Origin of the sequence: Streptomyces shaanxiensis, assembly GCF_039537145.1 — a bacterium.
Taxonomy (GTDB): Bacteria; Actinomycetota; Actinomycetes; order Streptomycetales; family Streptomycetaceae; genus Streptomyces; species Streptomyces shaanxiensis.
The window spans coordinates 1-22,072 of record NZ_BAAAZY010000015.1 but is presented as its reverse complement, the minus strand read 5'-3'; the positions used below and the strand labels follow the sequence as shown (position 1 = coordinate 22,072).

The following is a 22,072-nucleotide window of genomic DNA, read 5'->3' as shown; positions in this document are numbered from 1 at the left end:
GGCGTGAGTTATCGGGTGAGGGCCAGGTTGTGTAGCCGGGCGATGCCGAGCATGGCCTGGTGAACGCCGTTGCCCTTGAGGCGGCAGTCGCGCAGGATCTTCCAGTTCTTCAGCCTGGACAGGGCGTGTTCCACGCGGGCTCGTGCCCGGCGATGGACCGTGTTCTCCGCCTCCTGCTGCGGGCTGAGGTGCGTCTGGCCACGTCGTCTGCGGTGCGGGATGAGAAGGCCGGTGCCCTGGTAGCCGCCGTCGGCGATGGTCGGTGTGCCGCGGCAGGCCCGGTCGACGCCGGACTCGGTGAATGCCCGGCAGTCGTTGCGGCTGCCGGGCAGCGGGAGGCCGATCGCCACGACCAGGCGGCTGTTGGCGTCGATGACGACCTGCAGGTTGGTCGAGTAGCGGTAGTTCTTGCTGGAGGCGGCCACGCTGCGGTCACGGGTGGGCACGAGGGTGCCGTCGACGATATAGACGATGTCCTTGCGGGGCCTGCGGGCCGGCGAGATGGCCAGCAAGGGCGCCAGGTGATCGAGGATGCGGTCGGCCGCAGACTTCGAGACCCCGAACAACGGCGCCACCTGCCGCAATGTCAGGTTCGTGCGCCAGTACGTCGCCACCAGCAACACCCGGTTCTCCAGTGGCAGGCGCCAGGGACGGCCGCGCTGAATGTCACCACCGCGACGCCGCACCAGCGCCACCAGCCTGGTGAACTGCGACTCGGTCAGCCCGGAGAACGGCTCGATCCACTTCGGATCATCCGCTGAGATCACCCCACCCATGCCCAGCCAACGCACCAACCGCCACACCGGTTACGGGACAACCTCTAGGCGACGCTTGAGACAACGCTTGGCTTCCTTAAGAAGCGTGAGGCGCCCTCAGCAGGGCATCTCACGCTTCTCGCTCGAGTGCCGATGGGTTGCAGGGAAGAACGGCATCCTGCAGCTATGGATGCGGAGATAGTGGCGCTCGTGACTGCTGGAGTGGGGCTTGTGGGGGCGCTGGGCGGCGCCGTCATCGGAGGGGCTGCGGCTATGCGTGGAGCGCGCATCGGGGCAGAGACGACGGCAAGGGCTACAGAGAAGCAGGTACGGGAACAGGCCCTCAACGAGCATGAACACTGGCTGCGTGAGCAGCGGCTACAGGCTTACAGAGCCTTGCTCGTCGCATTCGACGAGTTCGCCGTCGCCACCACGCAGATGTCCCGCATGCTCAATTGGCCCAGCACCGATGCCGACCCGATCCCAGTTGATATTGGAGCGCCAGCAAACGCGGTCACCAGCGCTAACGTGCTTATCCAGATGCTTGGTCCAGAGGGAGTCCGGGCACCGGCCGCAGAGCTATGGGAGCGCGTATACGAAGCGTTCCATTGCCTATCGCGGTGGCGGCGGGCGTTCATTCGTGAGGATGACGATTCAGCCGAGCAGGCTCGGGCCGAGTGGGAGCGCGTGAGGAAGATGGGGGCCGTGCATATCGCCTTCGTGCAGGCAGCGACCGAAGCTGTGGCCAACCCGGAGGTCGTACTAGGCGGCGTTCCTCCTGCTTCAGAAGCCTAACTGAGACGGAAACTGAGACGGACGACCAAAGGGCGGCACCCCTTCCAGGGTGCCGCCCTTTCGTTTTGCCTGGTCAGGCAATGGAGGCCGTGGCGGGAATCGAACCCACGTAACTCGCTTTGCAGGCGAGCCCCTGAACCACTCGGGCACACGGCCATCGCTGACTTCGGGTGTTCGGCCTTGGTCAGTGGTTCGACCGTACGGGCGGGTCCGGGGGTGGCTCAAGGGAATCGTGGGCCCTGCAACGGGACTGCCATACCGCGTTCATGAAACTCCGGTCGTACGACCAAGGTCCCAGGTCGGAGCCGTCTCCCGACAGGGGTCAAAGTGGGTTGTGGCCCTTACGCTGGCGGGCATGAGTGTCCTTGAGCCGCGTGACACCGGTGTTGCGAAGAGTTCCGATGTCCCCTCGGTCCCCGAGTCCGAGGAGACCGTGCTGGGCCGGTCCTATCGGGCCCTCAGCATCGGGATCGTCTCCGTCGTGCTGCTCATCGCCTTCGAGGCGACCGCCGTCGGGACGGCCATGCCGGTCGCCGCGCGGGAGCTGGACGGGGTGTCGTTGTACGCCTTCGCGTTCTCGGGGTACTTCACCACCAGCCTGTTCGGGATGGTGCTTGGGCTGGTGATCTCCTCCGCCGGCGTGCTCCTGCTCCATCTCTCCGCCCCTGAGGAGGCCGGCACCAACTCCGCCGCCCTCCAGATCTCCGACGCCCTGTCCAACGTCGTCCTGCTGGCCGCCGGCGGCGCCGCGTTCGCGGCCCTGGGCGGCGGCGCGGTGAGCCATGCGGCGACGGAGGCGGCCGGTTCGCATCCGGCGGCGTTCGCGGTGGTGTTCCTGCCGATGGCGGGGGTGGCGTTGGTGGGGGCTTGGGTGACCACGCGATTGCGGGCCACCTAGCGGCGCCTGGTACCATAATGGCCCCACTTTTGGTACCGTTGTGGTATGGCTATGAACCTTCGTCTTCGTGACGATCAGCAGGAGGCGCTCAAGCTGCGTGCCGAGGAGGAGGGGCGCAGTATGCACGCCATAGTGCTTCAGGCGATCGACCGGTATCTGGAGCAGGAGGCGGACCGGGCCACGGTGCGTCGCCTCGGAGCGAAGTACGCGGCGGCGCATGCCGACCTGCTGCGGCGGCTGGGGGAGTAAGTGAAGTACCTCACGGTCCAGGAGGTCCTGGACCTGGCCGAGCTGGCCTGCGGGGGGCAGGAGGTCGCCGTGCGCGACCTGGGTCTGCTCAGCTCGGCCGTGCATCGCCCCCGGTCTCAGATGTTCGGCGTCGAGGCGTACACGGACCTGTTCGAGAAGGCCGCCGCCCTGCTGCAGTCGCTCGCCGTCAACCCCCCCTTGGTGGACGGCAATAAGCGTATGGCGTGGATGTCCACGGTCGTGTTCCTCGACTTCAACGGCACTGAGATGCTCGGCGTTGACCAGGACGAGTCGTACAAGCTCGTCATCGAAGTGGCGTCGGGTGGCTTGGACGATGTGGGATTGATCGCCCGGAGACTGAGGGCTCTGCACGAGTCCATGTGACGTCGATCCCACCCGCGGTCGACCCGGCCCAGTCCGCACGTTGACACAACCGGGCCGCCGGTAGGGTGGCCCGGTTGTCATACGTAGCCGAGTCGCCAACACCCCGTTCGCCGAGCCGCCCAACCCCCTTTACGGAGACCGTGACTACCACCGCCGCCTCCTCCCACCACCTTTCCCCCGCCTTCCCCGGCCGCGCCCCCTGGGGCACCGCCAGCAAGCTGCGTGCCTGGCAGCAGGGGGCGATGGAGAAGTACATCCAGGAGCAGCCGCGTGACTTCCTCGCGGTCGCCACGCCCGGTGCCGGGAAGACGACCTTCGCGCTCACCCTCGCCTCCTGGCTGCTGCACCACCATGTCGTGCAGCAGGTCACCGTGGTCGCGCCGACCGAGCACCTGAAGAAGCAGTGGGCGGAGGCGGCCGCGCGGATAGGCATCAAGCTGGACCCCGAGTACAGCGCAGGTCCGCTCGGCAAGGACTACCAGGGCGTCGCCGTGACGTACGCCGGTGTCGGTGTCCGGCCGATGCTGCACCGCAACCGCGTCGAGCAGCGCAAGACCCTGGTCATCCTCGACGAGATCCATCACGCCGGTGACTCCAAGTCCTGGGGCGAGGCCTGCCTGGAGGCGTTCGAGCCGGCCACCCGGCGGCTCGCCCTCACCGGTACGCCGTTCCGGTCCGACACCAACCCCATCCCCTTCGTCACGTACGAGGAGGGGAACGACGGGATCCGGCGGTCCGCCGCCGACTACACCTACGGCTACGGCAACGCGCTGGCCGACCATGTCGTGCGGCCCGTCATCTTCCTTTCCTACAGCGGCAACATGCGCTGGCGGACCAAGGCGGGGGACGAGATCGCCGCCCGCCTCGGCGAGCCGATGACCAAGGACGCGATCAGCCAGGCGTGGCGTACGGCGCTGGATCCGCGCGGCGAGTGGATGCCGAGCGTGCTGCGCGCCGCCGACCAGCGGCTGACCGAGGTCAGGAAGGCCATCCCGGACGCGGGCGCTCTGGTCATCGCCTCGGACCAGGACTCCGCCCGCGCCTACGCGAAGCTGATCCGCGAGATCACGGGGTCCAAGGCGACCCTCGTGCTCTCCGACGACACGGGCGCGTCCAAGCGGATCGACGACTTCAGCGGCAGCAACGACCGCTGGATGGTCGCGGTCCGGATGGTGTCGGAAGGCGTCGACGTCCCGAGGCTCGCGGTCGGGGTGTACGCCACCACCATCTCCACCCCCCTCTTCTTCGCCCAGGCCGTCGGCCGTTTCGTACGGTCCCGGCGGCGCGGCGAGACCGCGTCCGTCTTCCTGCCGACCGTCCCCGATCTCCTCACCTTCGCCAACGAGATGGAGGTCGAGCGCGACCACGCCCTCGACAAGCCGAAGAAGGAGGGCGAGGAGGACCCGTACGCCGAGTCCGAGAAGGAGATGGAGGAGGCGAACAAGGAGCAGGACGAGGACACCGGCGAGCAGGAGCAGTTCTCCTTCGAGGCGCTGGAGTCCGAGGCCGTCTTCGACCGGGTGCTCTACGACGGTGCCGAGTTCGGCATGCAGGCCCACCCGGGGAGCGAGGAGGAGCAGGACTACCTCGGCATCCCGGGACTCCTCGAACCCGACCAGGTGCAGATGCTGCTGCAGAAGCGGCAGGCGCGGCAGATAGCGCACAGCCGCAAGAAGCCGGACTCCGAGGCCGACCTGCTGGAGCTGCCGGCCGAGCGGCGCCCCGTCGTCTCCCACAAGGAGATGATGGAGCTGCGGAAGCAGCTGAACACCATGGTCAGCGCGTACGTCCACCAGAGCGGCAAGCCGCACGGGGTCATCCACACCGAGCTGCGCCGGGTGTGCGGGGGGCCGCCGAGCGCCGAGGCCACGGCGGGGCAGTTGCGGCAGCGCATCGCCAAGGTGCAGGAGTGGGCCACCCGGATGAGGTGACGCCCGGTGCGGTGCCCGGCGCAGTGCCCGGCGTGGTGACGGCGCCGCGCGCCGTACGTACCAGGGCAAACGGGAGTGGTCCGTACCCGTCACTGCCCGGATTCTGGACGGAGTCTTCCGCTCAGCGAACCGGCTTCGCTAATGTCCCGCTACGCACACGCCCCGTGGCAGCGCCGCCGCGGAGCGCAGCCGTGAAGCGACGCGGTCCGGTACAGGCCGGGCCGCCGGCCGATCGGCGGCCTCTGAAGCGCGTCACTGACGGGACTCTGTGACGCATCCGCCGCGAGGGGGCCCGCCGACCTCACCACTTAAGGAGTGGGCGTCGTGACCGCGGAGACCTCTCAGACGCTCGACCGAGGACTGCGCGTCCTCAAACTGCTGGCCGACACGGACCACGGGCTGACCGTCACCGAGCTATCCAACAAGCTGGGCGTGAACCGGACCGTCGTGTACCGGCTGCTTGCCACGCTCGAACAGCACGCACTCGTACGGCGCGACCTGGGCGGCCGCGCCCGGGTGGGGCTCGGGGTGCTGCGACTGGGACGGCAGGTGCATCCGCTGGTCCGCGAGGCCGCGTTGCCGGCGCTGCGTTCGCTGGCCGAGGACATCGGGGCGACGGCACATCTGACGCTGGTGGACGGAGCGGAGGCGCTGGCCGTCGCCGTCGTCGAGCCGACGTGGACGGACTATCACGTGGCCTACCGGGCCGGCTTCCGGCACCCGCTGGACCGCGGGGCCGCGGGGCGGGCGATACTCGCCGCCCGGCGGCAGCCGGCGGAGGAGCCCGGGTACACCCTGACCCACGGTGAGCTGGAGGCGGGCGCGAGTGGTGCGGCCGCGCCGCTGCTGGGCGTGACGGGCGTCGAAGGCAGCGTGGGTGTGGTGATGCTGGCGGACGCGGTGCCGGAACGGGTGGGGCCTCGGGTGGTCGATGCGGCTCGGGAGGTCGCCGAAGCGTTGCGCTGAGGTCCGCGGAGCGGTGTACGGGGTGCGGCCGTCCGTCGGACACGCGCCCTGTACGGGGCCGTCGTCGGCTCCGACACTCGACTCATGACCTCACTCAGCATCCGCACCGTCCACGATGTCGCCGGGTTCGCCGCCGTCGCCGACTTCTTCTGCGACGTGTGGGGGTCGCCCCGAAGCGCTCCGCCGTTACTGCCCGAGACGCTGAACAGCCTCGCCCACGCGGGCGGCGCGGTGCATGCGGCGTACGACGGGGAGAGGCTGGCCGGGGCGTCCGTCGCGGTGTTCGGGCCGCCCGTGTCGAGAGGGACGTACTCCCTGCTCACCGCCGCCGACCGAGGGCTCGGGTTCCAGGTCAAGCAGGCCCAGCGGGCGTGGGCCCTGGAGCACGGCGCCCGGACCATGCGCTGGACCTTCGACCCGCTGGTCGGCCGTAACGCCCGCTTCAACCTGGTCAAGCTGGGCGCCGAGGGGACCGACTACCTCGTCGACTTCTACGGCCCCATGACCGACGGCGTGAACGACGGCGACGAGAGCGACCGGCTGGCGGTGACCTGGGACCTCACGGCGCCGTCACCGTCGTACGGACAAACGGATCCGGCGGGCGAACGAGCGGATCGGGCGGGCGGGCGAACGGGCCAGGTGGGCGAACGAGCGGGCCAGGTGGGCGACCGCCGTGCCGCCCCCGCCACCCACACCGCCCCCGACGGCGATGCGCTCGCCTGCCGTGACCTCGACGACCGGTACATATGGTGTCGCGTTCCGGACGACATCGTCGCGCTGCGGGCCGCCGATCCCGCGCTCGCGCTGCGCTGGCGGCGGGCCGTGCGGGAGGTGTTCACCAAGGCCTTCGCCGACGGGTTCACGGCGACGGGGATGTCCCGGGACGGCTGGTACACGCTCACCCGCCGGGAGGCTTCCGCGTGAAACTCGAACGCGTCGAGATCGTCCACGTCGCGATCCCCCTCGTCAGCCCCTTCCGTACCTCCTTCGGCACGATGACGACGAAGGACACCTTCCTGCTGCACGTCGTCACGGACGCGGCCGAGGGCTGGTCGGAGTTCGCGGGCGACCCCGAGCCGCTGTACTGCTCGGAGTTCGTGGCCGGCGCGGAGATCGTGCTGCGTGACTTCCTGCTGCCGCGCGTCGCCGCCCTCCCCGTGCTCGGCACGGCCCACCTCGCCCCGGTGCTGGACGGGATCAAGGGGCACGAGCTGGCGAAGGCGGCGCTGGAGACGGCCGTCCTCGACGCGGAGCTGCGGTCGTACGGGATGCCGCTGGCCACGTATCTCGGGGCGGTGCGGGAGCGGGTGCCGGCCGGGGTGTCGGTCGGGATCAAGGAGAGTGTCGGTGAGCTGCTGGACGCCGTCGAGGGGTATCTCGCCGACGGCTACGTCCGGATCAAGCTGAAGATCGAGCCCGGCTGGGATCTGGAGCCGGTGCGGGCCGTGCGCGAGCGCTTCGGGGACGGGCTGCCGCTCCAGGTCGACGCCAACACGGCGTACACGCTCGCGGACGCCGAGCATCTGCGGCGGCTGGACGCGTTCGGGCTGCTGCTGATCGAGGAGCCGCTCGCGGAGAACAACCTGTACGCCCACGCCCGCCTCCAGCAGCGGCTCGCGACCCCCGTCTGCCTCGACGAGTCCCTGCACAACGCCCGTGACACCGCGTCCGCGATCGCGATGGACGCCTGCCGGGTGGTGAACGTGAAGCCCGCGCGGGTCGGCGGATACCTGGAGGCCCGGCGGGTGCATGACATCGCGCACGCGCACGGGGTGCCGGTGTGGTGCGGCGGCATGCTGGAGACCGGCATCGGACGCGCGCCGAACCTGGCGCTCGCCGCCCTGCCCGGCTGCACGCTCCCCGGGGACACGTCGGCGTCCAGCCGCTACTTCGCCGAGGACATCACCGAGCCGTTCGTGCTGGTCGACGGGCATCTGCCGGTGCCGCGGTCGCCGGGCATCGGGGTGGAGCCGTTGCCGGACGCGCTGCGGCGCTTCACCAAGGGGCGCAGAGATCTGTACACGGCCGTCTGACGAGACCCGCATGTGACCTGAATGGGGCAACCTTGGCAGCTCCGACCTGCGCCTGGCCGGAACTCGCCGTCACGTTAGATTGATCCCGTGTTCTCTCGTCTCACGCGCCCCCGGGCCGTCGCCGTCTGCGCCCTGCCGGTCGTGGCCCTGCTCGCCACGGCGGCCTTCGCGCCGCTGCCGTTCTCGCTGACGCAGCCCGGGCTGACGGCCGACGTACTCGGTGAGAACAAGGGCGACCCGGTGATCACCATCTCCGGTGCGCCGACCCGGGACACGAGCGGTCAGCTGCGGATGACGACCATCGAGGCCACGTCCCCCGACACGGACGTGACGCTCGGCGACGTGGTCGACGCCTGGTTCCGTACGGACAAGGCGGTCATGCCGCGCGACTCGGTCTATCCGAGCGGCCGCAGCACCCAGGAGATCGAGAAGTACAACACCGAGCAGATGAAGGAGTCCCAGGACGCCGCGACCGAGGCCGCGCTGAACTACCTGGACCTCACCGACAAGAACATCAAGGTCACGCTGAAGCTCGCGGACGTGGGCGGCCCCAGCGCCGGCCTGCTGTTCTCCCTGGGGATCGTCGACAAGCTGAACGGCGACGCCGACGGCGGCGACCTCACCGGCGGCCGCACCATCGCCGGTACGGGCACGATCGACGCCGCCGGAAAGGTCGGCGCGGTCGGCGGTGTGTCCCTGAAGACGCAGGCGGCCAAGCGGGACGGGGCGACGGTCTTCCTGGTGCCCAAGGCGGAGTGCTCCGACGCGGAGGCGGAACTGCCGAAGGGGCTGCGGCTGATCCCGGTGACCACGCTCAAGGGCGCGGTGAGCGCCCTGGAGGCGCTGGAGTCGGGGAAGGGCTCGATTCCGAGCTGCTAGGAGACAAGGGCCGGCTGCCGCCCCGCCGGAGTGGCGAGGCGCAGGCCGACTTCCACGAGGGTCCAGCCGAGGCGGGTCCGGATCTCGTACGGCTTTCTGGCCCGGGCGGCCAGGCGGTGGGCGTCGGCTTGGGCGCGGAGGTCGGCGGCGCGGGCGTGGTGCAGGGCGAGGCTGGTCTCGGGATGCTGCATCGGGCGGCTGCCTTTCAGTCCGTGCTGAGGGGGAAGGCGCGGGTCTGCACGCGGACGGTGCTCACGTCGGGGGCGTCCTCGATGCCGGGCAGATCGCGGTAGCTGTCGACCAACTCGTGCATCTTGTGGGTCAGTTCGCTCGCGAGCTGCGGGGTCAGGCGGAGCGTCATGCTGCTCATGTCCGTGCTGCCGTTCCACGCCTCCGACCACTCCGCACGGGTGCCGAGATAGGTCGACAGCTCCCGGGCCTGCGTGGTGGCGACCTCGTGCAGATACAGGTCGGCGGCTCCGCGTACCTCGGGGCTGGGGTCGTGCAGGAGGGCGTCGTCGAACCGCAGCCCCTGCACGGCCGCCTTCCACCACCGCTCCCGCCCCTTGCCCCGCTCGGCGTCGTCCTCGACGAAGCCGTGTGTCGCGAGCTGGCGTAGGTGATAGCTGGTGGCTCCGCTGGACTCGCCCAGTTTCTCGGCGAGTTGGGACGCGGTGGCCGGTCCGCCGAAGCGCAGGGCGTCGAGCAGCCGCATGCGCAGGGGGTGGGCGAGCCCGCGCAGGGAACGGGCGTCGAGGTCGTGAACCTTGGGCTGGTCGGACTCCGTCATGCATGCAAAGGTATCCTTGCAAAGAACCCTTTGCAAGCACTCCTTTGCATCAACTCCTTTGTAAGCGGCCCTACTTCACGAATCCCTCCGCCTTCATCCAGTCCAGCGCCACCTGATGCGGATCCTCACCGTCCACATCCACCTTCGCGTTCAGGTCCTGCGCCACCGTGTTGTTCAGCTTCCTGGTGATCGGGTCGAGCACCTCGGGGATGGCCGGCCACTTCTTCAGGGTCTTGGTGTTGATCATCGGCGCGACGTTGTAGTTGGGGAAGAAGTGCTTGTTGTCGTCCATGACCACGAGGTTCATGGACTTGATGCGGCCGTCCGTCGTGAAGACCTCGCCGTAGGTGCAACTCCCCTTCGCAGCCTGGGTGTAGATGATCCCGGTGTCCATCTGGGTGATGTTCTTCGTCGGCACGTTCATCCCGTACGCCTTCTGCATGCCCGGCAGCCCGTCCGCCCGGTTGGCGAACTCGACCTCCACGCACAGCGTCACCGCGGCGGGGTCGGACTTGGACAGCGCGGCGACCTGGGAGAGGTCGTTCGTGCGGTACTTCTTGTGGTTCTCCTGGTTCATCGCCAGGGCGTAGGTGTTGTCCAGCGCGGACGGCGGCAGCCAGGTCACCCCGTTCTTCGCGTCGGCGTCGCGCACCGCCTCCCACTGCTCGTGCGGGTCGGTGATGGGCTCGCTGCGGCCCAGGTACGTGATCCAGGCCGTGCCCGTGTACTCGTACCCGGCGTCCGCGTCGCCCTTGCGCACCGCCTCGCGGCTGCCGATCGAGCCCTGGATGCCGGTGCGGTCGAGCACCTCCGCGCCGGCCGCCTCGAAGGCGATGCCCATGATCGCGCCGAGGATGAGCTGCTCGGTGAACGACTTCGACGTCACCGTCAGCTCGGCACCCTCCAGCGGCTCCCCCTGCCCGATCGTGCCGGGCCGCACGTCGTCGACCATGGGGGAGCCACTGGTCAGACCACACCCCGGGGCGACCACCAGCAGCCCGGCCACCAGCAGGGCCGTGCGCCGCCTCGTCGCCGCCCCGCCCACCAGCCGTCTCACGTCTCCAACCCCCGAGGCCGCAGGAGCACTTCCGCCAGTGATGCCAGCCAGTCCACCAGGAGGGCGAGGGCGACTGTGAGGATCGAGCCCAGGACCAGTACCGGCATGCGCTGATTGGTGATGCCGGCTGTGATCAGGACGCCCAGGCCGCCGCCTCCGCCGAAGACCGCCAGGGTCGCCGTACCGACATTGAGGACCAGGGCCGTGCGTACGCCCGCCAGGATCAGGGGGACCGCCAGCGGCAGTTCCACCCGTGTCAGCACGCCCGTGGGGGACATGCCGATGCCGCGTGCCGCCTCCAGCAGGGTCGGGTCGTTCGCCTTGAGGCCGGCGATCGTGTTGGACAGCACGGGCAGGACGGCGTAGGCGATCATGCCGATCAGGGCGGCCCGGCGGCCGATGCCCAGCCAGATCACCAGCAGGGCGAGGAGGCCGATCGCGGGGGTCGCCTGGCCCATGTTGGCGATCGCCATGGCCACCGGGGTCGCTTTCCGGAACGTTCGCCGCGTCAGCAGGATGCCCAGCGGGATCGCGATGATCAGCACGAAGAACGTGGAGATCACCGTGAGTTGGACGTGCTCCCACAGGGCCTGCGAGACCTGGCCGTTCGACAGCGCGTTCTCGGAGACCGGGTCGAGGTCGGCCTGCTGGAACCACAGCCAGGTCGCGAGCAGCATGGCGACGAGGAAAGCGGGCACGAAGGTCAGCTTCTGCCAGCTCACCCTCCGTGCGGGCGCCCTCGGCGGGGCGGGGGCTGCCTGTGCGGTCTCCGCGCCCGATTCCTCGTCCGTCTCCTCGTCCGTCTCCCCGTCCGTCGCCTTCAGGTCGGGGGCCTCGGGAGCGCTCACGCCTTCTTCCCCCCTCCGTCGCCCTCCTGCTCGGCATGTGTCCGGTCGGCCCGGGCCGTCTCCAGTTCGTGCTGCGCCTCCAGCGCCTCCAGCCGGTCGGCCTCCAGCAGCTCGTGCACGGAGTTCATGAGCGTCTCCATGTCGACGACGCCCGTGTACTCCCCGCGCCGCCCGGTCACGGCCACCCGGCCCGTGCTGTCCGTCAGCACCGCCTCCAGCGCGTCCCGCAGGGTCGCGTCCCGGGTCACCGTGTCGTGCACGAGCGTGCCCGCCCGCGCCAGCGAACCCTTGGCCCGCATCATGTCGCCGTGTCTGAGCCACTTGTACGGCCGCCCGCGCCGGTCGAGCAGCAGCACCTCGTTCGTCCCGCTCGCCCGCAGCCGGTTGAAGATCTCCTGGAGCGGGTCGTCGACGCCCGCCGTCGGATAGTCGGTGATCTCCACATCCCGTACGCGGGTCAGGTTCAGCCGCTTCAGCGCCGCGCCCGCGCCCACGAACCCGGACACGAAGTCGTCCGCCGGGTTGGTGAGGATCGCCTCCGGGGTGTCGAACTGAGCGATGTGCGACCGTTCGCGCAGCACGGCGATACGGTCACCGAGCTTGATCGCCTCGTCGAAGTCGTGCGTGACGAAGACGATCGTCTTGTGCAGTTCGTGCTGGAGTCGGATCAGCTCGTCCTGGAGGTGGTCGCGGGTGATCGGGTCGACCGCGCCGAACGGCTCGTCCATGAGGAGGACCGGGGGGTCGGCGGCCAACGCCCTGGCCACGCCCACCCGTTGCTGCTGGCCGCCGGAGAGCTGACGCGGATAGCGGCCGTGGAACTCGCCCGGATCGAGGCCGACCAGGTCGAGCAGCTCCTCGACCCGTGAGCTGATCCGCGGCTTCGGCCAGCCGATCATCCTCGGTACGAGTGCGATGTTCTGCGCGACCGTCATGTGCGGGAAGAGCCCGGCGGACTGGATCGCGTAGCCGACCTTGCGGCGCAGCTTCACCGGGTCGATGTCGGTGACGTCCTCGCCGCCGATGCGGATGCGGCCACCGGTCGGTTCGATCAGCCGGTTGATCATCTTGAGCGTGGTCGACTTCCCGCAGCCGGAGGGGCCGACGAAGATGACCACCTCGCCCGCCTTGATCTCCATGCTCACGTTGTCCACGGCCGGCTGCGGACTGCCGGGATACCGCTTGGTCAGGCTCTCCAGCTCGATGGAGGCACCGTGATGGCCACTGCCGTCGCCCCCCTGGTGGCCGGTCTCGGACACGGATCCCCCGGTCCCGGACACGGATCCCCTGGTCTCAGACACGGATCCCCCTGGGAATGGTCAGCCGTCCGATCAGGACGTACGCGGCGTCGAACAGCAGCGCCAGGACGATGATCCCGAGCGTGCCCGCGAGGACCTGGTTGAGCGCGTTCGCGCTGCCCAGCGAGGCGAGGCCGCGGAAGATCACGTTGCCCAGGCCGGGGCCGGAGGCGTACGCCGCGATCGCCGCGATGCCCATCAGCATCTGCGTCGAGACCCGGATCCCGGTCAGGATCGGCGGCCAGGCCAGCGGCAGCTCCACCCTGAGCAGCCGGGTGAGCCGGGACATCCCGATTCCCCGGGCCGCGTCCACGAGTGACGGATCGACCCCGCGCAGGCCGACGATCGAGTTGCGCACGATCGGCAGCAGCCCGTACAGCGTCAGCGCGATCACCGTGGGCGGTACGCCCAGCCCCACGATCGGGATGAGCAGACCGATCATGGCGAGCGACGGAATGGTCAGAATGGTCGAGGTGGACAGGGTGGCGAGGTTGCCGGCCCATCCGCTCTGGTAGGTGACGACACCGATCAGCACCCCGAGCAGGGTCGCCACGACCATGCACTGGAAGACGGCGCTGGCGTGTTGGTAGGCGTCGGTCAGCAGCTGCTGGTGGCGGTTGCCCAGGTACTCCCAGAAGGTCACGCGGACTCACCCCACCAGGTAGCGGCTAACTGCTCTCCCGGTCCTCCGCCGCCTGCTCCACCAACGGGATGATCCGCAGCGGGACGGGGTTCTCCATCACGATCGCCGTGGAGGCCCGGACGATCCCATCGAAACCGACAACCAGGTCGATCACACGCTGGAGATCGGCGTTGGAGCGCGCCACGAGACGGCACATCATGTCCCCGGTGCCGGTGGTCGTGTGCAGCTCCAGCACCTCGGGCACGGTCGCCAAGTGGGCCCGTACGTCGGCCCCTTGCCCCTGCCGGATCTGCAGCGTGGCGAAGGCGGTGACCGGATAGCCGAGCGCGGCCGGATCCACCTGCGGGCCGAATCCGCGGATGACTCCGTTCGACTGAAGCCGGTCGAGCCGCGCCTGCACCGTCCCGCGGGCCACCCCCAGCCGCCGGGACATCTCCAGCACCCCGATCCGCGGTTCCCGCGCCAGCAGCACGATGATCCGCCCGTCCAGATGATCGATCGCCACAGCAGCCTGCTCCTTCTCCTGAGTCGCAGTGGTCATCCTGTACAGAGAGCCCGCAGAAACGAGCATTGCACCGGTCATATTGCCCAGTGAATGAGCGAACTATTGCGCACCTTGCCATGCGGGAGTGAGGCTGCGCCTATGACGCAGACCACACACCACACTCCCGACACCGCCCGGCAGGCCGACCCCTTCCCGGTCAAGGGAATGGACGCGGTCGTCTTCGCCGTGGGCAACGCCAAGCAGGCGGCGCACTACTACTCGACCGCCTTCGGCATGCGGCTGGTCGCCTACTCCGGACCGGAGAACGGCAGCCGCGAGACCGCGAGCTACGTGCTGGAGAACGGCTCGGCCCGGTTCGTCCTCACCTCCGTCATCAAGCCCGCCACGACCTGGGGCCACTTCCTCGCCCAGCACGTGGCCGAGCACGGTGACGGGGTCGTCGACCTCGCCATCGAGGTCCCGGACGCGCGCGCCGCGTACGCCTACGCCCTCGAACACGGCGCCCGCTCGGTGACCGAGCCCTACGAGCTGAAGGACGAGCACGGCACCGTCGTCCTGGCCGCGATCGCGACGTACGGGGAGACCCGCCACACGCTCGTCGAGCGCACCGGCTACGAGGGCCCGTACCTGCCGGGCTTCGTCTCCGCCGCGCCGATGGTCGAGCCGCCCGCCCAGCGCACCTTCCAGGCCATCGACCACTGCGTCGGCAACGTCGAGCTCGGCCGCATGAACGAATGGGTCGGCTTCTACAACAAGGTCATGGGCTTCACGAACATGAAGGAGTTCGTGGGCGACGACATCGCGACCGAGTACAGCGCGCTGATGTCGAAGGTCGTGGCCGACGGCACGCTCAAGGTCAAGTTCCCGATCAACGAGCCCGCCATCGCCAAGAAGAAGTCCCAGATCGACGAGTACCTGGAGTTCTACGGCGGCGCGGGCGTCCAGCACATCGCGCTGAACACCAACGACATCGTGCAGACGGTCCGCACGATGCGCGCGGGCGGCGTCCAGTTCCTCGACACCCCGGACTCGTACTACGACACCCTCGGCGAGTGGGTCGGCGACACCCGGTTGCCCGTCGAGACCCTGCGCGAGCTGAAGATCCTCGCCGACCGCGACGAGGACGGCTATCTGCTGCAGATCTTCACCAAGCCGGTCCAGGATCGTCCGACCGTCTTCTTCGAGATCATCGAGCGGCACGGCTCGATGGGCTTCGGCAAGGGCAACTTCAAGGCGCTGTTCGAGGCGATCGAGCGGGAGCAGGCCAAGCGCGGCAACCTCTGAGGCGTCGCGGGACGCCTGTGCGGCCCGCGAATCCTGCGCGTCCTGCGAATCCTGTGAGTTTGTAGAAAGCGCAACCATTTCTGGCCATCAGGCCTCTCCAGTCGTGCGGGCGCCACGGGGGCGCCCGCACGACCCGGGAGAGCAGAGTGGCCGACCGCTTCGACCTGTCCACACCGTCCGAGCGCTGGCTGTGGCAGAAGGACACGCTCAAGGAGCCCACGCTCCTGCAGTCGTTCGCCTTCGACGAGGTCAACCAGCACCTGTACGTCCTTCAGCTCCGCCGCGGCGGCGGCCCGGCCGGCGACCTGTTCCTGAACAGGCTCGACTACCGGGGCAAGCGGCTCGGCCACATGGAGCTGCGCGGCTTCGGGCACGGCGTCGGCATCGGCGTGCAGCACGCCTCCGACGGCACCGTGTGGATCTGGACCGAGGCCGACGCCAAGGGCGGATACGGCCGTGGCGTCACCCGCTTCCGCTTCTCCGACGGCGCCGTCCGCACCCGCGAGGACGTCAAGGTCCGCCACCCGATCCCGGGCTCCACCCACAACCAGCCGTCGGTCTGCACGGCCTCGCGCCGCATCGCCCTGCGCCACCGCATCGACGGCGAGCCCCGCTACCGCGTCTGGGACCTGGACGCCTTCGTCGCCCGCGACTACGCCGACCCCGTCGCCGACTTCCCGCAGACCGGCCTGCACCCCGACCCCGAGGTCCCCTTCCAGGGGTTCGCCCTGCACGGCGACCGCCTCTACCAGCTGGCCGGCACCGCGTACGACACCAAGAAGAACCCGGCCGCCCGGCGCGGCAACGCCTACCTCTCCTGCCTCGACGTGCGCACCGGCGAACTGCTCGACCGGCAGCGCACCGAGGCCGGCCACTCCCTCGACCACCGCGAACCGGAGGGCCTCGCCGTCCGCCACGGCTCCGGGGCCCGGCTGTGCCTGGGGCTCGGGTCCGGGCCGGAGGGGGCACGCAGGTTCTCGATCTACTTCAAGCCGGGCGAGGCCTGAGGAGGCGGCCGTACGCTGATCCCATGGCCAGGATCAACGACGTCGGCGGCGTCGAGGGCTTCGGTCCCGTCGACACCGCCGACGACTCCGAGCCCTTCCACGCCGACTGGGAAGCGCGCGTCTTCGGGCTCATGAACGCCCTGCGCGCGCAGGGGATCTTCAACCTGAACGAGTTCCGGGACGCGATCGAGTCGATGCCGCCGGGGGAGTACCTGGCGGCGTCGTACTACGAGCGCTGGTTCGTGGCGATCCGCACCCTCCTCGAACGCAAGGGCGTGATCGAGCCGGGTGAGCTGGATGACTGACCGTTTCGCACCGGGGGCGCGCGTGGTGACGTACCTCCACGACCCGCCGCACCACACCCGGCTGCCCCGGTACGCGCGCGGAAAGCGGGGCGTCGTGGTCGAGCCGGAAGGGCGGGCGGAACTGGCCGACGTCAGTGCGCGGGGGCGTGGGGACGCGCCGGTGGAGCAGGTGTACGCGGTGCGGTTCGAGGCGCGTGATCTGTGGGGCGAGGGCGACCACCAGGTCGTACTGGACCTGTGGGAGAGCTATCTGGAGGAGTACGAAGAGGGTGCGGCCGATGAGCGGTGACCACTCCGACGCGACGATCGCCCGCCGGGTGCGGCGCCTGGAGACCCTGCTGGAGGAGAAGGGCCTGCTCACGGGCGGGGAGCTGGACGAGGCGATCGACTCGTTCCTCGCGGGCGCCTCGCCGGCGAACGGGGCGCGGGTCGTCGCACGGGCGTGGACCGACGCGGCGTTCAGGTCCCGTCTGCTGGCGGACGGGACGGCGGCCGTCCGGGAACTGGGCAGCATGGAGGGCTCGTACCAGCGTCTGCGGGTCGTCGAGAACACGGCCACGACCCACAACGTCATCGTCTGCACCCTCTGCTCCTGCTACCCGCTGCGCCTCCTCGGCCCGTCCCCCAGCTGGTACAAGTCCGAGGCCTACCGCTCCCGCGTGGTCCGCGAACCCCGCGCGGTCCTCGCGGAGTTCGGCCTGGAGCTCCCTCCCGACACGCGGATCACGGTGTGGGACTCCAGCGCCGAGACCCGCTACATGGTGCTGCCACGCAGGCCGGACGGCACGGAGGGGATGAGCGAGGAGGAACTGGCGGGGCTGGTCACGCGCAACGCCCTCATCGGTACGGCGGTGCTGTAGAGGCCGCTTCGGAGGTCACCGCCGTTCGGTCTTCCTGTCCGTCTTCGGCACGGGCTCCGACGCCGACGGCTCCCCCAACGCCTCCAACGCGGCCTCGGCCAACGGCACCCGCGTCGGCGAGAAACGCGGGTTGATCCGCAGCGCCTCCTGCAGATGCCGTCGCGCGGCCCACCCCATCCCCAGCTCCCGCTCGATCATGCCCCGGTGGTACACGTACAGCGCGCTGCGCACCGTGCCCCCACGCTCCTTGTCGGTCGCCACCCGGGCGAACTTCAGGGCCTCCTTGTTCTCCCCGGCCCGGTGCAGCGCCCAGCCCAGCGCGTCGGCCACCGCGATGCCCGGCTGGCGGCGCCACTCGGCCCGCAGTCGCCGCACCGCCGACTCCGGGTCGCCGTGGTCGGCCTCGAACAGGCCCAGGACCAGCTCCTCGTCGACCCCGCCGGCCGCGGCCCGCGCCGTGCGCTCGCGCAGCAGGTCGTACTGCACCCGCGCCGCCTGTCCCAGCCCCAGCAACTCGTACAACTCGCCCAGTTCCAGGGCGTATTCGGGAAGCGGCTGCTTGGCGAGCGCCACCCGGTAGGCGTTCAGCGCCTCCGTCGTGCGGCCCAGCGCCGCCAGCGTCCGCCCCTGCCCGGCGAGCGCGGCCCGCTGGTCGGGGTCGAGGCGTACCGCCTCCTTGAAGTACCGCAGGGCCACGTCCATGTCGCCGCGCTCGAAGGCGAGTTGCCCGGCGCGTTCGAGATACGCCGCCCGCTCGGCGGGGGCCTGGGCGGCCGCCGCCGCGTCGGAGAGCGCGGCCGCCGCGTCCTCCCGCCGGCCCCGGTCCCGGTAGACGGCCGCCGCCCGCGCCTGCACGGCAGGCCCCGAGCCCAGTTTCAGCATCTGCTCCAGCGTCCGCTTGGTCGCCTTGTAGTCGCCCATCCCCGTGTACGCGTCGAGCAGCTGCGGATACGTCGTCCACCGCTTCCGGTCCGCCTTCAGCGCCGCCTCGCCCCAGTTCCGCGCCGCCCGGAAGTCCCGCCGCGCGTTCGCCAGCGCCGCCATGCCGTTCAACGCCGCGGCGTTCCACTCCCGCACCCTCAGCGACGTACGCAGCGCCTTCTCGGCCTTCGGGTAGTTCGCCGGTTCCGCGGTCCGCCGCCCCTGCTCCACATACGCCGCCCCCAGCACCGCCCACGCCTTCGCGTCCTTGGGATGCGCCCGCAGGTGGGCCTCGCGCTCGTCGATCAGCACCGCCAGATCGGGCAGTGCGGCCGGCACGCCCGTCGTGACGGCGGTGAGCGCCTGTGCCCCCGGTGCCGGCGCGGCCGTCCGGGTCCCGCCCGAACCCCACGGCAACAGTGTCAGCACCCCGCCGAGCACGGCACACCCCGCCACCGAGGCGATCAGCACCCGTCGTCGGATGCGCGGGCGGCTCTGCGGCACGCCCTGTTCGTTCCGCACGGCGTCGTTCTCCATGGCGCTCACTGTGCGTGAAAGATGGCGTCAATACGACGACCACACCCGCCTTACGTCGGCTGCCGTACGCGGGGTTCACACCGATGGCCCCGGGTGTCACGCTGTGATCATGAGCCGTATCGAAACCGCACCCGACCAGGCCCAGGGTGACCTCACCGAGCGGCTGCTCGCGGGTCTGCCCGCCGAGGCCGTCCTGACCGACCCCGACGTCACCGCCGCCTACGCCAACGACATGGCCAGCTTCTGCCCGGCCGGCGCTCCGGCGGTGGTCGTGCTCCCGCGCACGGTCGAAGAGGTCCAGCACGTCATGCGCACCGCCACCGAACTGCGCGTCCCGGTCGTCCCGCAGGGCGCCCGCACGGGCCTGTCGGGCGGCGCCAACGCCTCCGACGGCTGCATCGTGCTGTCCCTGACCAAGATGGACCGCATCCTGGAGATCAACCCGGTCGACCGTATCGCGGTCGTCGAACCCGGCGTGATCAACGCGACCCTCTCCCGCGCGGTGAACGAGCTGGGCCTGTACTACCCGCCGGACCCGTCCAGCTGGGAGATGTGCACCATCGGCGGCAACATCGGCACCGCCTCCGGGGGCCTGTGCTGTGTGAAGTACGGGGTGACGGCGGAGTACGTCCTCGGACTGGACGTCGTCCTCGCCGACGGACGCCTGATGACCACGGGCCGCCGTACGGCCAAGGGCGTCGCGGGATACGACATGACCCGCCTCTTCGTCGGCTCCGAGGGCTCGCTCGGCATCGTCGTACGGGCCGTCCTGGCGCTGAAGCCGCAGCCGCCGCAGCAGCTGGTGCTCGCCGCCGAGTTCGCGTCCGCGGCGGCCGCCTGCGACGCGGTGTGCCGGATCATGGCCGGCGGGCACGTCCCGTCACTGCTCGAACTCATGGACCGTACGACGGTGAAAGCCGTCAACGACCTGGCGCACATGGGGCTGCCGGAGACCACGGAGGCCCTCCTCCTGGCCGCCTTCGACACCCCGGACCCCGCCCCCGACCTCGCCGCGGTCGGCGCGCTCTGCGAGGCGGCCGGCGCCACCCAGGTGGTCCCGGCGGACGACGCGGCCGAGTCCGAACTCCTCCTCCAGGCACGGCGGTTGTCCCTCACCGCACTCGAAGCGGTGCGCGGCGTGACGATGATCGACGACGTGTGCGTGCCCCGCTCGAGGCTCGGCGACCTGATCGAGGGCGTCGAGCGGATCGCCGACAAGCACCAGCTCACCATCGGGGTCGTCGCGCACGCGGGTGACGGCAACACCCACCCGACCGTGTGCTTCGACGCGGCCGACCCCGACGAGTCCCGGCGCGCCCGCGAGTCCTTCGACGAGATCATGGCCCTCGGACTGGAACTCGGCGGCACGATCACCGGCGAGCACGGCGTGGGCGTCCTGAAGAAGGAGTGGCTGGCGCGCGAGATCGGCCCGGTCGGGATCGAGATGCAGCGGGCGATCAAGCAGGCCTTCGACCCGCTGGGCATCCTGAACCCGGGAAAGCTGTTCTGACGCGTCCCCGCGGTACGTCTCACTGGGCGAGCAACTGGTCGAGCGCGTCGTCGATCCCCAGCTGCTCGCCCTCGGACCCCGGGGGCACCACCCGCAGGGTCCGCTCCAGCCAGGCCGACACCTGGGCCGCCGGCGCCTCCAGCAGCGCGTCCCCGTCCGGCGAACTCAGCGCCATCAGCACGACGCTGCGGCCCTCGACCTTCGTCGGCCACACCCGCACGTCCCCGTGCCCGCACGGCCGGAACACGCCCTCGACGAGCAGCTCACGGGAGAAGGTCCAGTGCACGGGATGCTCGGAGTTGATGTGGAAGGTGACGTGGACGGCGTACGGATCGTCGCTGTGGTAGCTCAGCCGGGCCGGCACGGCGACGCTCCGCTCCGGCGACAGGATCAGCTTGAGCTCCAGCTCGCGCTCGATGACGGTGTGGTGCATGGCGTGGATGTCCTCTCCCGTGACGTGTGCGGGGCCTTTGGGCGGGCCCGTACGAGTGGAGAGGGATGAGGGGGACGGATCATTACGCGGGTTCGCGGAGATTTTTTTCCGGGCCTGTCCCGTCGGGGTTCCGATCGTTGTGAAGTACGTGTACGAGGTTGCCGGAAAGGGGTGGGTCCTGCGGGACCGGCGGTGCTTGTTGCGTGCGTCTGGCTGTGTTTTCCCGGGGGGTAACCCCCGGACCCCCAGCCGGGGGACGGGCGTGGTTGCCCCAACAGAGGCCGCTGGGTCTCAGCCCCGATCGAGTGCTGCCGGTGTTCCGCGCCGGGGTTCCGATCCTTGTGAAGTACGTGTACGAGGTTGCCCGGAAAGGGGTGGGTCCTGCGGGACCGGCGGTGCTTGTTGCGTGCGTCTGATAGATGTGGAGGCCCCCAATAGACCCTCGAGCAGATACCGGACGACGGACATGAGCGCCCCAACCCCGGCCCCCGGTGACGACAGGCCCCGCGATGGGTATTACCCGGACCCGTCCATTCCTGGATATGTCCGGTACTGGAACGGTGCCTCCTGGGTGCCGGGCACCAGCCGTCCGGCACCGACGGACGGCGAAACGCTCGCCCCGCCGCCGGGCGCGCAGCCTGTCCAGCCCGCGGCCGCCGCGGCCGCCCCCGTCGAGGAGACCGGCCCGCACTTCTTCGACGAGGAGTCGGCCCAGGAGCCCGCACCCGACGGTGGCCGGCACGGCAGCCGCCCCGAGCCGGCGTCCGCCTGGGGCGCCGACCCCTCGCGCCAGTCCGGTTTCGCCGGTGACCAGGAACACCGCGTCTCCTGGGGCGCACAGCCGGGCACCGACCCGCGCGCGGCCCAGCCGGACGGCTCGGCGACGAGCCCCTCTGCCGAGCCGGAAGCGGACTCCGCAGGCCTCGCCTCCGGCGACACGTTCATGATCCGCCGGCCGGTCGCGGGAGCCGGGGGAGCAGCGTCCGCCGGCGCTTCCGGGCAGGCCACCCCCAGCATCCCGAACCCCGCGGGCCCCGCGCCCGTCGACGGCACCATGGCCATCCGCGCGCTGTCCCCGCGCACGCCGCAGCAGGGCGGGGCGGCCGGGGCGCAGGCCGGGAGCACGGGCGCGTCCGCCGGCCCGGGCGCCGCACGTCCGGACGCGGGCCGCCCCTCCGCGGCCG

At 70.2% G+C, this 22,072-nt stretch carries 25 protein-coding genes, 1 tRNA gene and 1 pseudogene; 16 read left to right on the top strand and 11 right to left on the bottom strand.

Annotated elements, in window-relative coordinates:
- Positions 1–8: 8 nt before the first annotated feature.
- Positions 9–776 (bottom strand): transposase, encoded by a 768-nt coding sequence (locus tag ABD932_RS29505; RefSeq protein WP_345017149.1) that lies wholly within the window; start codon positions 774–776, stop codon positions 9–11.
- A 165-nt stretch (positions 777–941) separates the two neighbouring features.
- Here ABD932_RS29505 and ABD932_RS29500 point away from each other — a divergent pair, with 165 nt between their 5' ends.
- Positions 942–1,550: a hypothetical protein gene (locus ABD932_RS29500; protein ID WP_345017147.1), complete on the top strand. Its 609-nt coding sequence runs from the start codon at positions 942–944 to the stop codon at positions 1,548–1,550.
- 81 nt (positions 1,551–1,631) lie between these two features.
- Here ABD932_RS29500 and ABD932_RS29495 read toward each other — a convergent pair.
- A tRNA-Cys gene (locus ABD932_RS29495) sits at positions 1,632–1,706 on the bottom strand.
- Between the two features lie 439 nt (positions 1,707–2,145).
- Between ABD932_RS29495 and ABD932_RS44055 the strand changes: the two are divergent.
- The 8 genes and pseudogenes from ABD932_RS44055 to ABD932_RS29455 all read left to right on the top strand — a co-directional run.
- Positions 2,146–2,448 (top strand): annotated as a pseudogene (locus ABD932_RS44055) (MFS transporter); the annotation flags it as partial.
- Positions 2,449–2,499: 51 nt separating this feature from the next.
- Positions 2,500–2,697 carry an Arc family DNA-binding protein gene (locus ABD932_RS29485; protein ID WP_031478308.1) on the top strand — a complete coding sequence of 66 codons (198 nt, stop codon included), beginning with the start codon at positions 2,500–2,502 and terminating at the stop codon, positions 2,695–2,697.
- The gene (locus ABD932_RS29480; protein WP_345017143.1) at positions 2,698–3,081 is read left to right on the top strand and encodes a type II toxin-antitoxin system death-on-curing family toxin; all 384 of its coding nucleotides are present in this window, start codon (positions 2,698–2,700) and stop codon (positions 3,079–3,081) included.
- A gap of 140 nt (positions 3,082–3,221) precedes the next feature.
- Complete coding sequence (locus ABD932_RS29475; RefSeq protein WP_345017141.1) at positions 3,222–5,012, top strand: DEAD/DEAH box helicase; 1,791 nt, start codon at positions 3,222–3,224, stop codon at positions 5,010–5,012.
- Between the two features lie 324 nt (positions 5,013–5,336).
- Positions 5,337–5,978, top strand: a complete 642-nt coding sequence (locus ABD932_RS29470; protein ID WP_126392586.1) for an IclR family transcriptional regulator — start codon at positions 5,337–5,339, stop codon at positions 5,976–5,978.
- Between the two features lie 84 nt (positions 5,979–6,062).
- Positions 6,063–6,902 (top strand): chorismate synthase, encoded by an 840-nt coding sequence (locus tag ABD932_RS29465; protein WP_345017136.1) that lies wholly within the window; start codon positions 6,063–6,065, stop codon positions 6,900–6,902.
- Complete coding sequence (menC, locus tag ABD932_RS29460; protein ID WP_345017135.1) at positions 6,899–8,011, top strand: o-succinylbenzoate synthase; 1,113 nt, start codon at positions 6,899–6,901, stop codon at positions 8,009–8,011. The genes ABD932_RS29465 and menC overlap by 4 nt, the downstream gene beginning before the upstream one ends.
- 87 nt (positions 8,012–8,098) lie before the next feature.
- Positions 8,099–8,890, top strand: coding sequence for a YlbL family protein (locus ABD932_RS29455; RefSeq protein ID WP_345017134.1), 792 nt, complete (start codon positions 8,099–8,101; stop codon positions 8,888–8,890).
- Here the strand turns inward: ABD932_RS29455 and ABD932_RS29450 are convergent.
- The 7 genes from ABD932_RS29450 to ABD932_RS29420 form a co-directional block, all read right to left on the bottom strand.
- Entirely contained in the window at positions 8,887–9,081 is a 195-nt protein-coding gene (locus ABD932_RS29450) for a hypothetical protein (protein ID WP_345017132.1), read from the bottom strand. The two genes, ABD932_RS29455 and ABD932_RS29450, sit on opposite strands and share 4 nt — an antisense overlap.
- 14 nt (positions 9,082–9,095) lie before the next feature.
- A complete protein-coding gene (locus tag ABD932_RS29445) occupies positions 9,096–9,680 on the bottom strand; it encodes an ArsR/SmtB family transcription factor (protein ID WP_345017129.1) in 585 nt (194 codons plus the stop codon).
- 70 nt (positions 9,681–9,750) lie between these two features.
- On the bottom strand, positions 9,751–10,632 hold the full coding sequence (locus tag ABD932_RS29440; RefSeq protein WP_345017284.1) for a glycine betaine ABC transporter substrate-binding protein: 882 nt from the start codon (positions 10,630–10,632) through the stop codon (positions 9,751–9,753).
- A 101-nt stretch (positions 10,633–10,733) separates the two neighbouring features.
- Entirely contained in the window at positions 10,734–11,585 is an 852-nt protein-coding gene (locus ABD932_RS29435; RefSeq protein WP_345017127.1) for an ABC transporter permease, read from the bottom strand.
- Entirely contained in the window at positions 11,582–12,844 is a 1,263-nt protein-coding gene (locus ABD932_RS29430) for a betaine/proline/choline family ABC transporter ATP-binding protein (protein WP_345017282.1), read from the bottom strand. Before ABD932_RS29430 ends, ABD932_RS29435 begins: the two co-directional genes overlap by 4 nt.
- A gap of 34 nt (positions 12,845–12,878) precedes the next feature.
- Positions 12,879–13,526, bottom strand: a complete 648-nt coding sequence (locus ABD932_RS29425) for an ABC transporter permease (RefSeq protein ID WP_345017125.1) — start codon at positions 13,524–13,526, stop codon at positions 12,879–12,881.
- Between the two features lie 25 nt (positions 13,527–13,551).
- Complete coding sequence (locus ABD932_RS29420) at positions 13,552–14,031, bottom strand: Lrp/AsnC family transcriptional regulator (protein WP_345017280.1); 480 nt, start codon at positions 14,029–14,031, stop codon at positions 13,552–13,554.
- Between the two features lie 138 nt (positions 14,032–14,169).
- On the opposite strand from ABD932_RS29420, the gene hppD reads away from it, so the two are divergent.
- The 5 genes from hppD (at position 14,170) to nthA (ending at position 17,487) form a co-directional block, all read left to right on the top strand.
- On the top strand, positions 14,170–15,315 hold the full coding sequence (gene hppD, locus ABD932_RS29415) for a 4-hydroxyphenylpyruvate dioxygenase (RefSeq protein WP_345017123.1): 1,146 nt from the start codon (positions 14,170–14,172) through the stop codon (positions 15,313–15,315).
- 146 nt (positions 15,316–15,461) lie between these two features.
- Positions 15,462–16,322 carry a phage baseplate protein gene (locus ABD932_RS29410; protein ID WP_345017121.1) on the top strand — a complete coding sequence of 287 codons (861 nt, stop codon included), beginning with the start codon at positions 15,462–15,464 and terminating at the stop codon, positions 16,320–16,322.
- A 23-nt stretch (positions 16,323–16,345) separates the two neighbouring features.
- Positions 16,346–16,627 (top strand): hypothetical protein, encoded by a 282-nt coding sequence (locus tag ABD932_RS29405; RefSeq protein WP_345017119.1) that lies wholly within the window; start codon positions 16,346–16,348, stop codon positions 16,625–16,627.
- Complete coding sequence (locus ABD932_RS29400) at positions 16,620–16,916, top strand: SH3-like domain-containing protein (RefSeq protein ID WP_345017117.1); 297 nt, start codon at positions 16,620–16,622, stop codon at positions 16,914–16,916. The genes ABD932_RS29405 and ABD932_RS29400 overlap by 8 nt, the downstream gene beginning before the upstream one ends.
- A complete protein-coding gene (gene nthA, locus ABD932_RS29395) occupies positions 16,906–17,487 on the top strand; it encodes a nitrile hydratase subunit alpha (RefSeq protein WP_345017115.1) in 582 nt (193 codons plus the stop codon). Before ABD932_RS29400 ends, nthA begins: the two co-directional genes overlap by 11 nt.
- Positions 17,488–17,502: 15 nt before the next feature.
- Here the strand turns inward: nthA and ABD932_RS29390 are convergent, their stop codons facing one another.
- Entirely contained in the window at positions 17,503–18,945 is a 1,443-nt protein-coding gene (locus ABD932_RS29390) for a tetratricopeptide repeat protein (protein WP_345017112.1), read from the bottom strand.
- Between the two features lie 103 nt (positions 18,946–19,048).
- On the opposite strand from ABD932_RS29390, the gene ABD932_RS29385 reads away from it, so the two are divergent.
- Positions 19,049–20,455 (top strand): FAD-binding oxidoreductase, encoded by a 1,407-nt coding sequence (locus tag ABD932_RS29385; protein WP_345017110.1) that lies wholly within the window; start codon positions 19,049–19,051, stop codon positions 20,453–20,455.
- A gap of 19 nt (positions 20,456–20,474) precedes the next feature.
- Here the strand turns inward: ABD932_RS29385 and ABD932_RS29380 are convergent, their stop codons facing one another.
- Positions 20,475–20,888, bottom strand: a complete 414-nt coding sequence (locus ABD932_RS29380) for an SsgA family sporulation/cell division regulator (protein ID WP_345017108.1) — start codon at positions 20,886–20,888, stop codon at positions 20,475–20,477.
- A 466-nt stretch (positions 20,889–21,354) separates the two neighbouring features.
- On the opposite strand from ABD932_RS29380, the gene ABD932_RS29375 reads away from it, so the two are divergent.
- Positions 21,355–22,072: DUF2510 domain-containing protein (locus tag ABD932_RS29375; RefSeq protein WP_345017106.1), on the top strand; the 718-nt coding region annotated here is incomplete at its 3' end.

What these genes read in the sequence shown, in the direction of transcription:
- ABD932_RS29440 (WP_345017284.1), bottom strand. Translation starts at nt 10,632, where the DNA reads ATGGTCGACGACGTGCGGCCCGGCACGATCGGGCAGGGGGAGCCGCTG.
- nthA (WP_345017115.1), top strand. Translation starts at nt 16,906, where the DNA reads ATGAGCGGTGACCACTCCGACGCGACGATCGCCCGCCGGGTGCGGCGC.
- ABD932_RS29485 (WP_031478308.1), top strand. Translation starts at nt 2,500, where the DNA reads ATGAACCTTCGTCTTCGTGACGATCAGCAGGAGGCGCTCAAGCTGCGT.
- ABD932_RS29380 (WP_345017108.1), bottom strand. Translation starts at nt 20,888, where the DNA reads ATGCACCACACCGTCATCGAGCGCGAGCTGGAGCTCAAGCTGATCCTG.
- ABD932_RS29400 (WP_345017117.1), top strand. Translation starts at nt 16,620, where the DNA reads ATGACTGACCGTTTCGCACCGGGGGCGCGCGTGGTGACGTACCTCCAC.
- hppD (WP_345017123.1), top strand. Translation starts at nt 14,170, where the DNA reads ATGACGCAGACCACACACCACACTCCCGACACCGCCCGGCAGGCCGAC.
- ABD932_RS29405 (WP_345017119.1), top strand. Translation starts at nt 16,346, where the DNA reads ATGGCCAGGATCAACGACGTCGGCGGCGTCGAGGGCTTCGGTCCCGTC.
- ABD932_RS29505 (WP_345017149.1), bottom strand. Translation starts at nt 776, where the DNA reads ATGGGTGGGGTGATCTCAGCGGATGATCCGAAGTGGATCGAGCCGTTC.
- ABD932_RS29445 (WP_345017129.1), bottom strand. Translation starts at nt 9,680, where the DNA reads ATGACGGAGTCCGACCAGCCCAAGGTTCACGACCTCGACGCCCGTTCC.
- ABD932_RS29390 (WP_345017112.1), bottom strand. Translation starts at nt 18,945, where the DNA reads ATGGAGAACGACGCCGTGCGGAACGAACAGGGCGTGCCGCAGAGCCGC.
- ABD932_RS29500 (WP_345017147.1), top strand. Translation starts at nt 942, where the DNA reads ATGGATGCGGAGATAGTGGCGCTCGTGACTGCTGGAGTGGGGCTTGTG.
- ABD932_RS29450 (WP_345017132.1), bottom strand. Translation starts at nt 9,081, where the DNA reads ATGCAGCATCCCGAGACCAGCCTCGCCCTGCACCACGCCCGCGCCGCC.
- ABD932_RS29465 (WP_345017136.1), top strand. Translation starts at nt 6,063, where the DNA reads ATGACCTCACTCAGCATCCGCACCGTCCACGATGTCGCCGGGTTCGCC.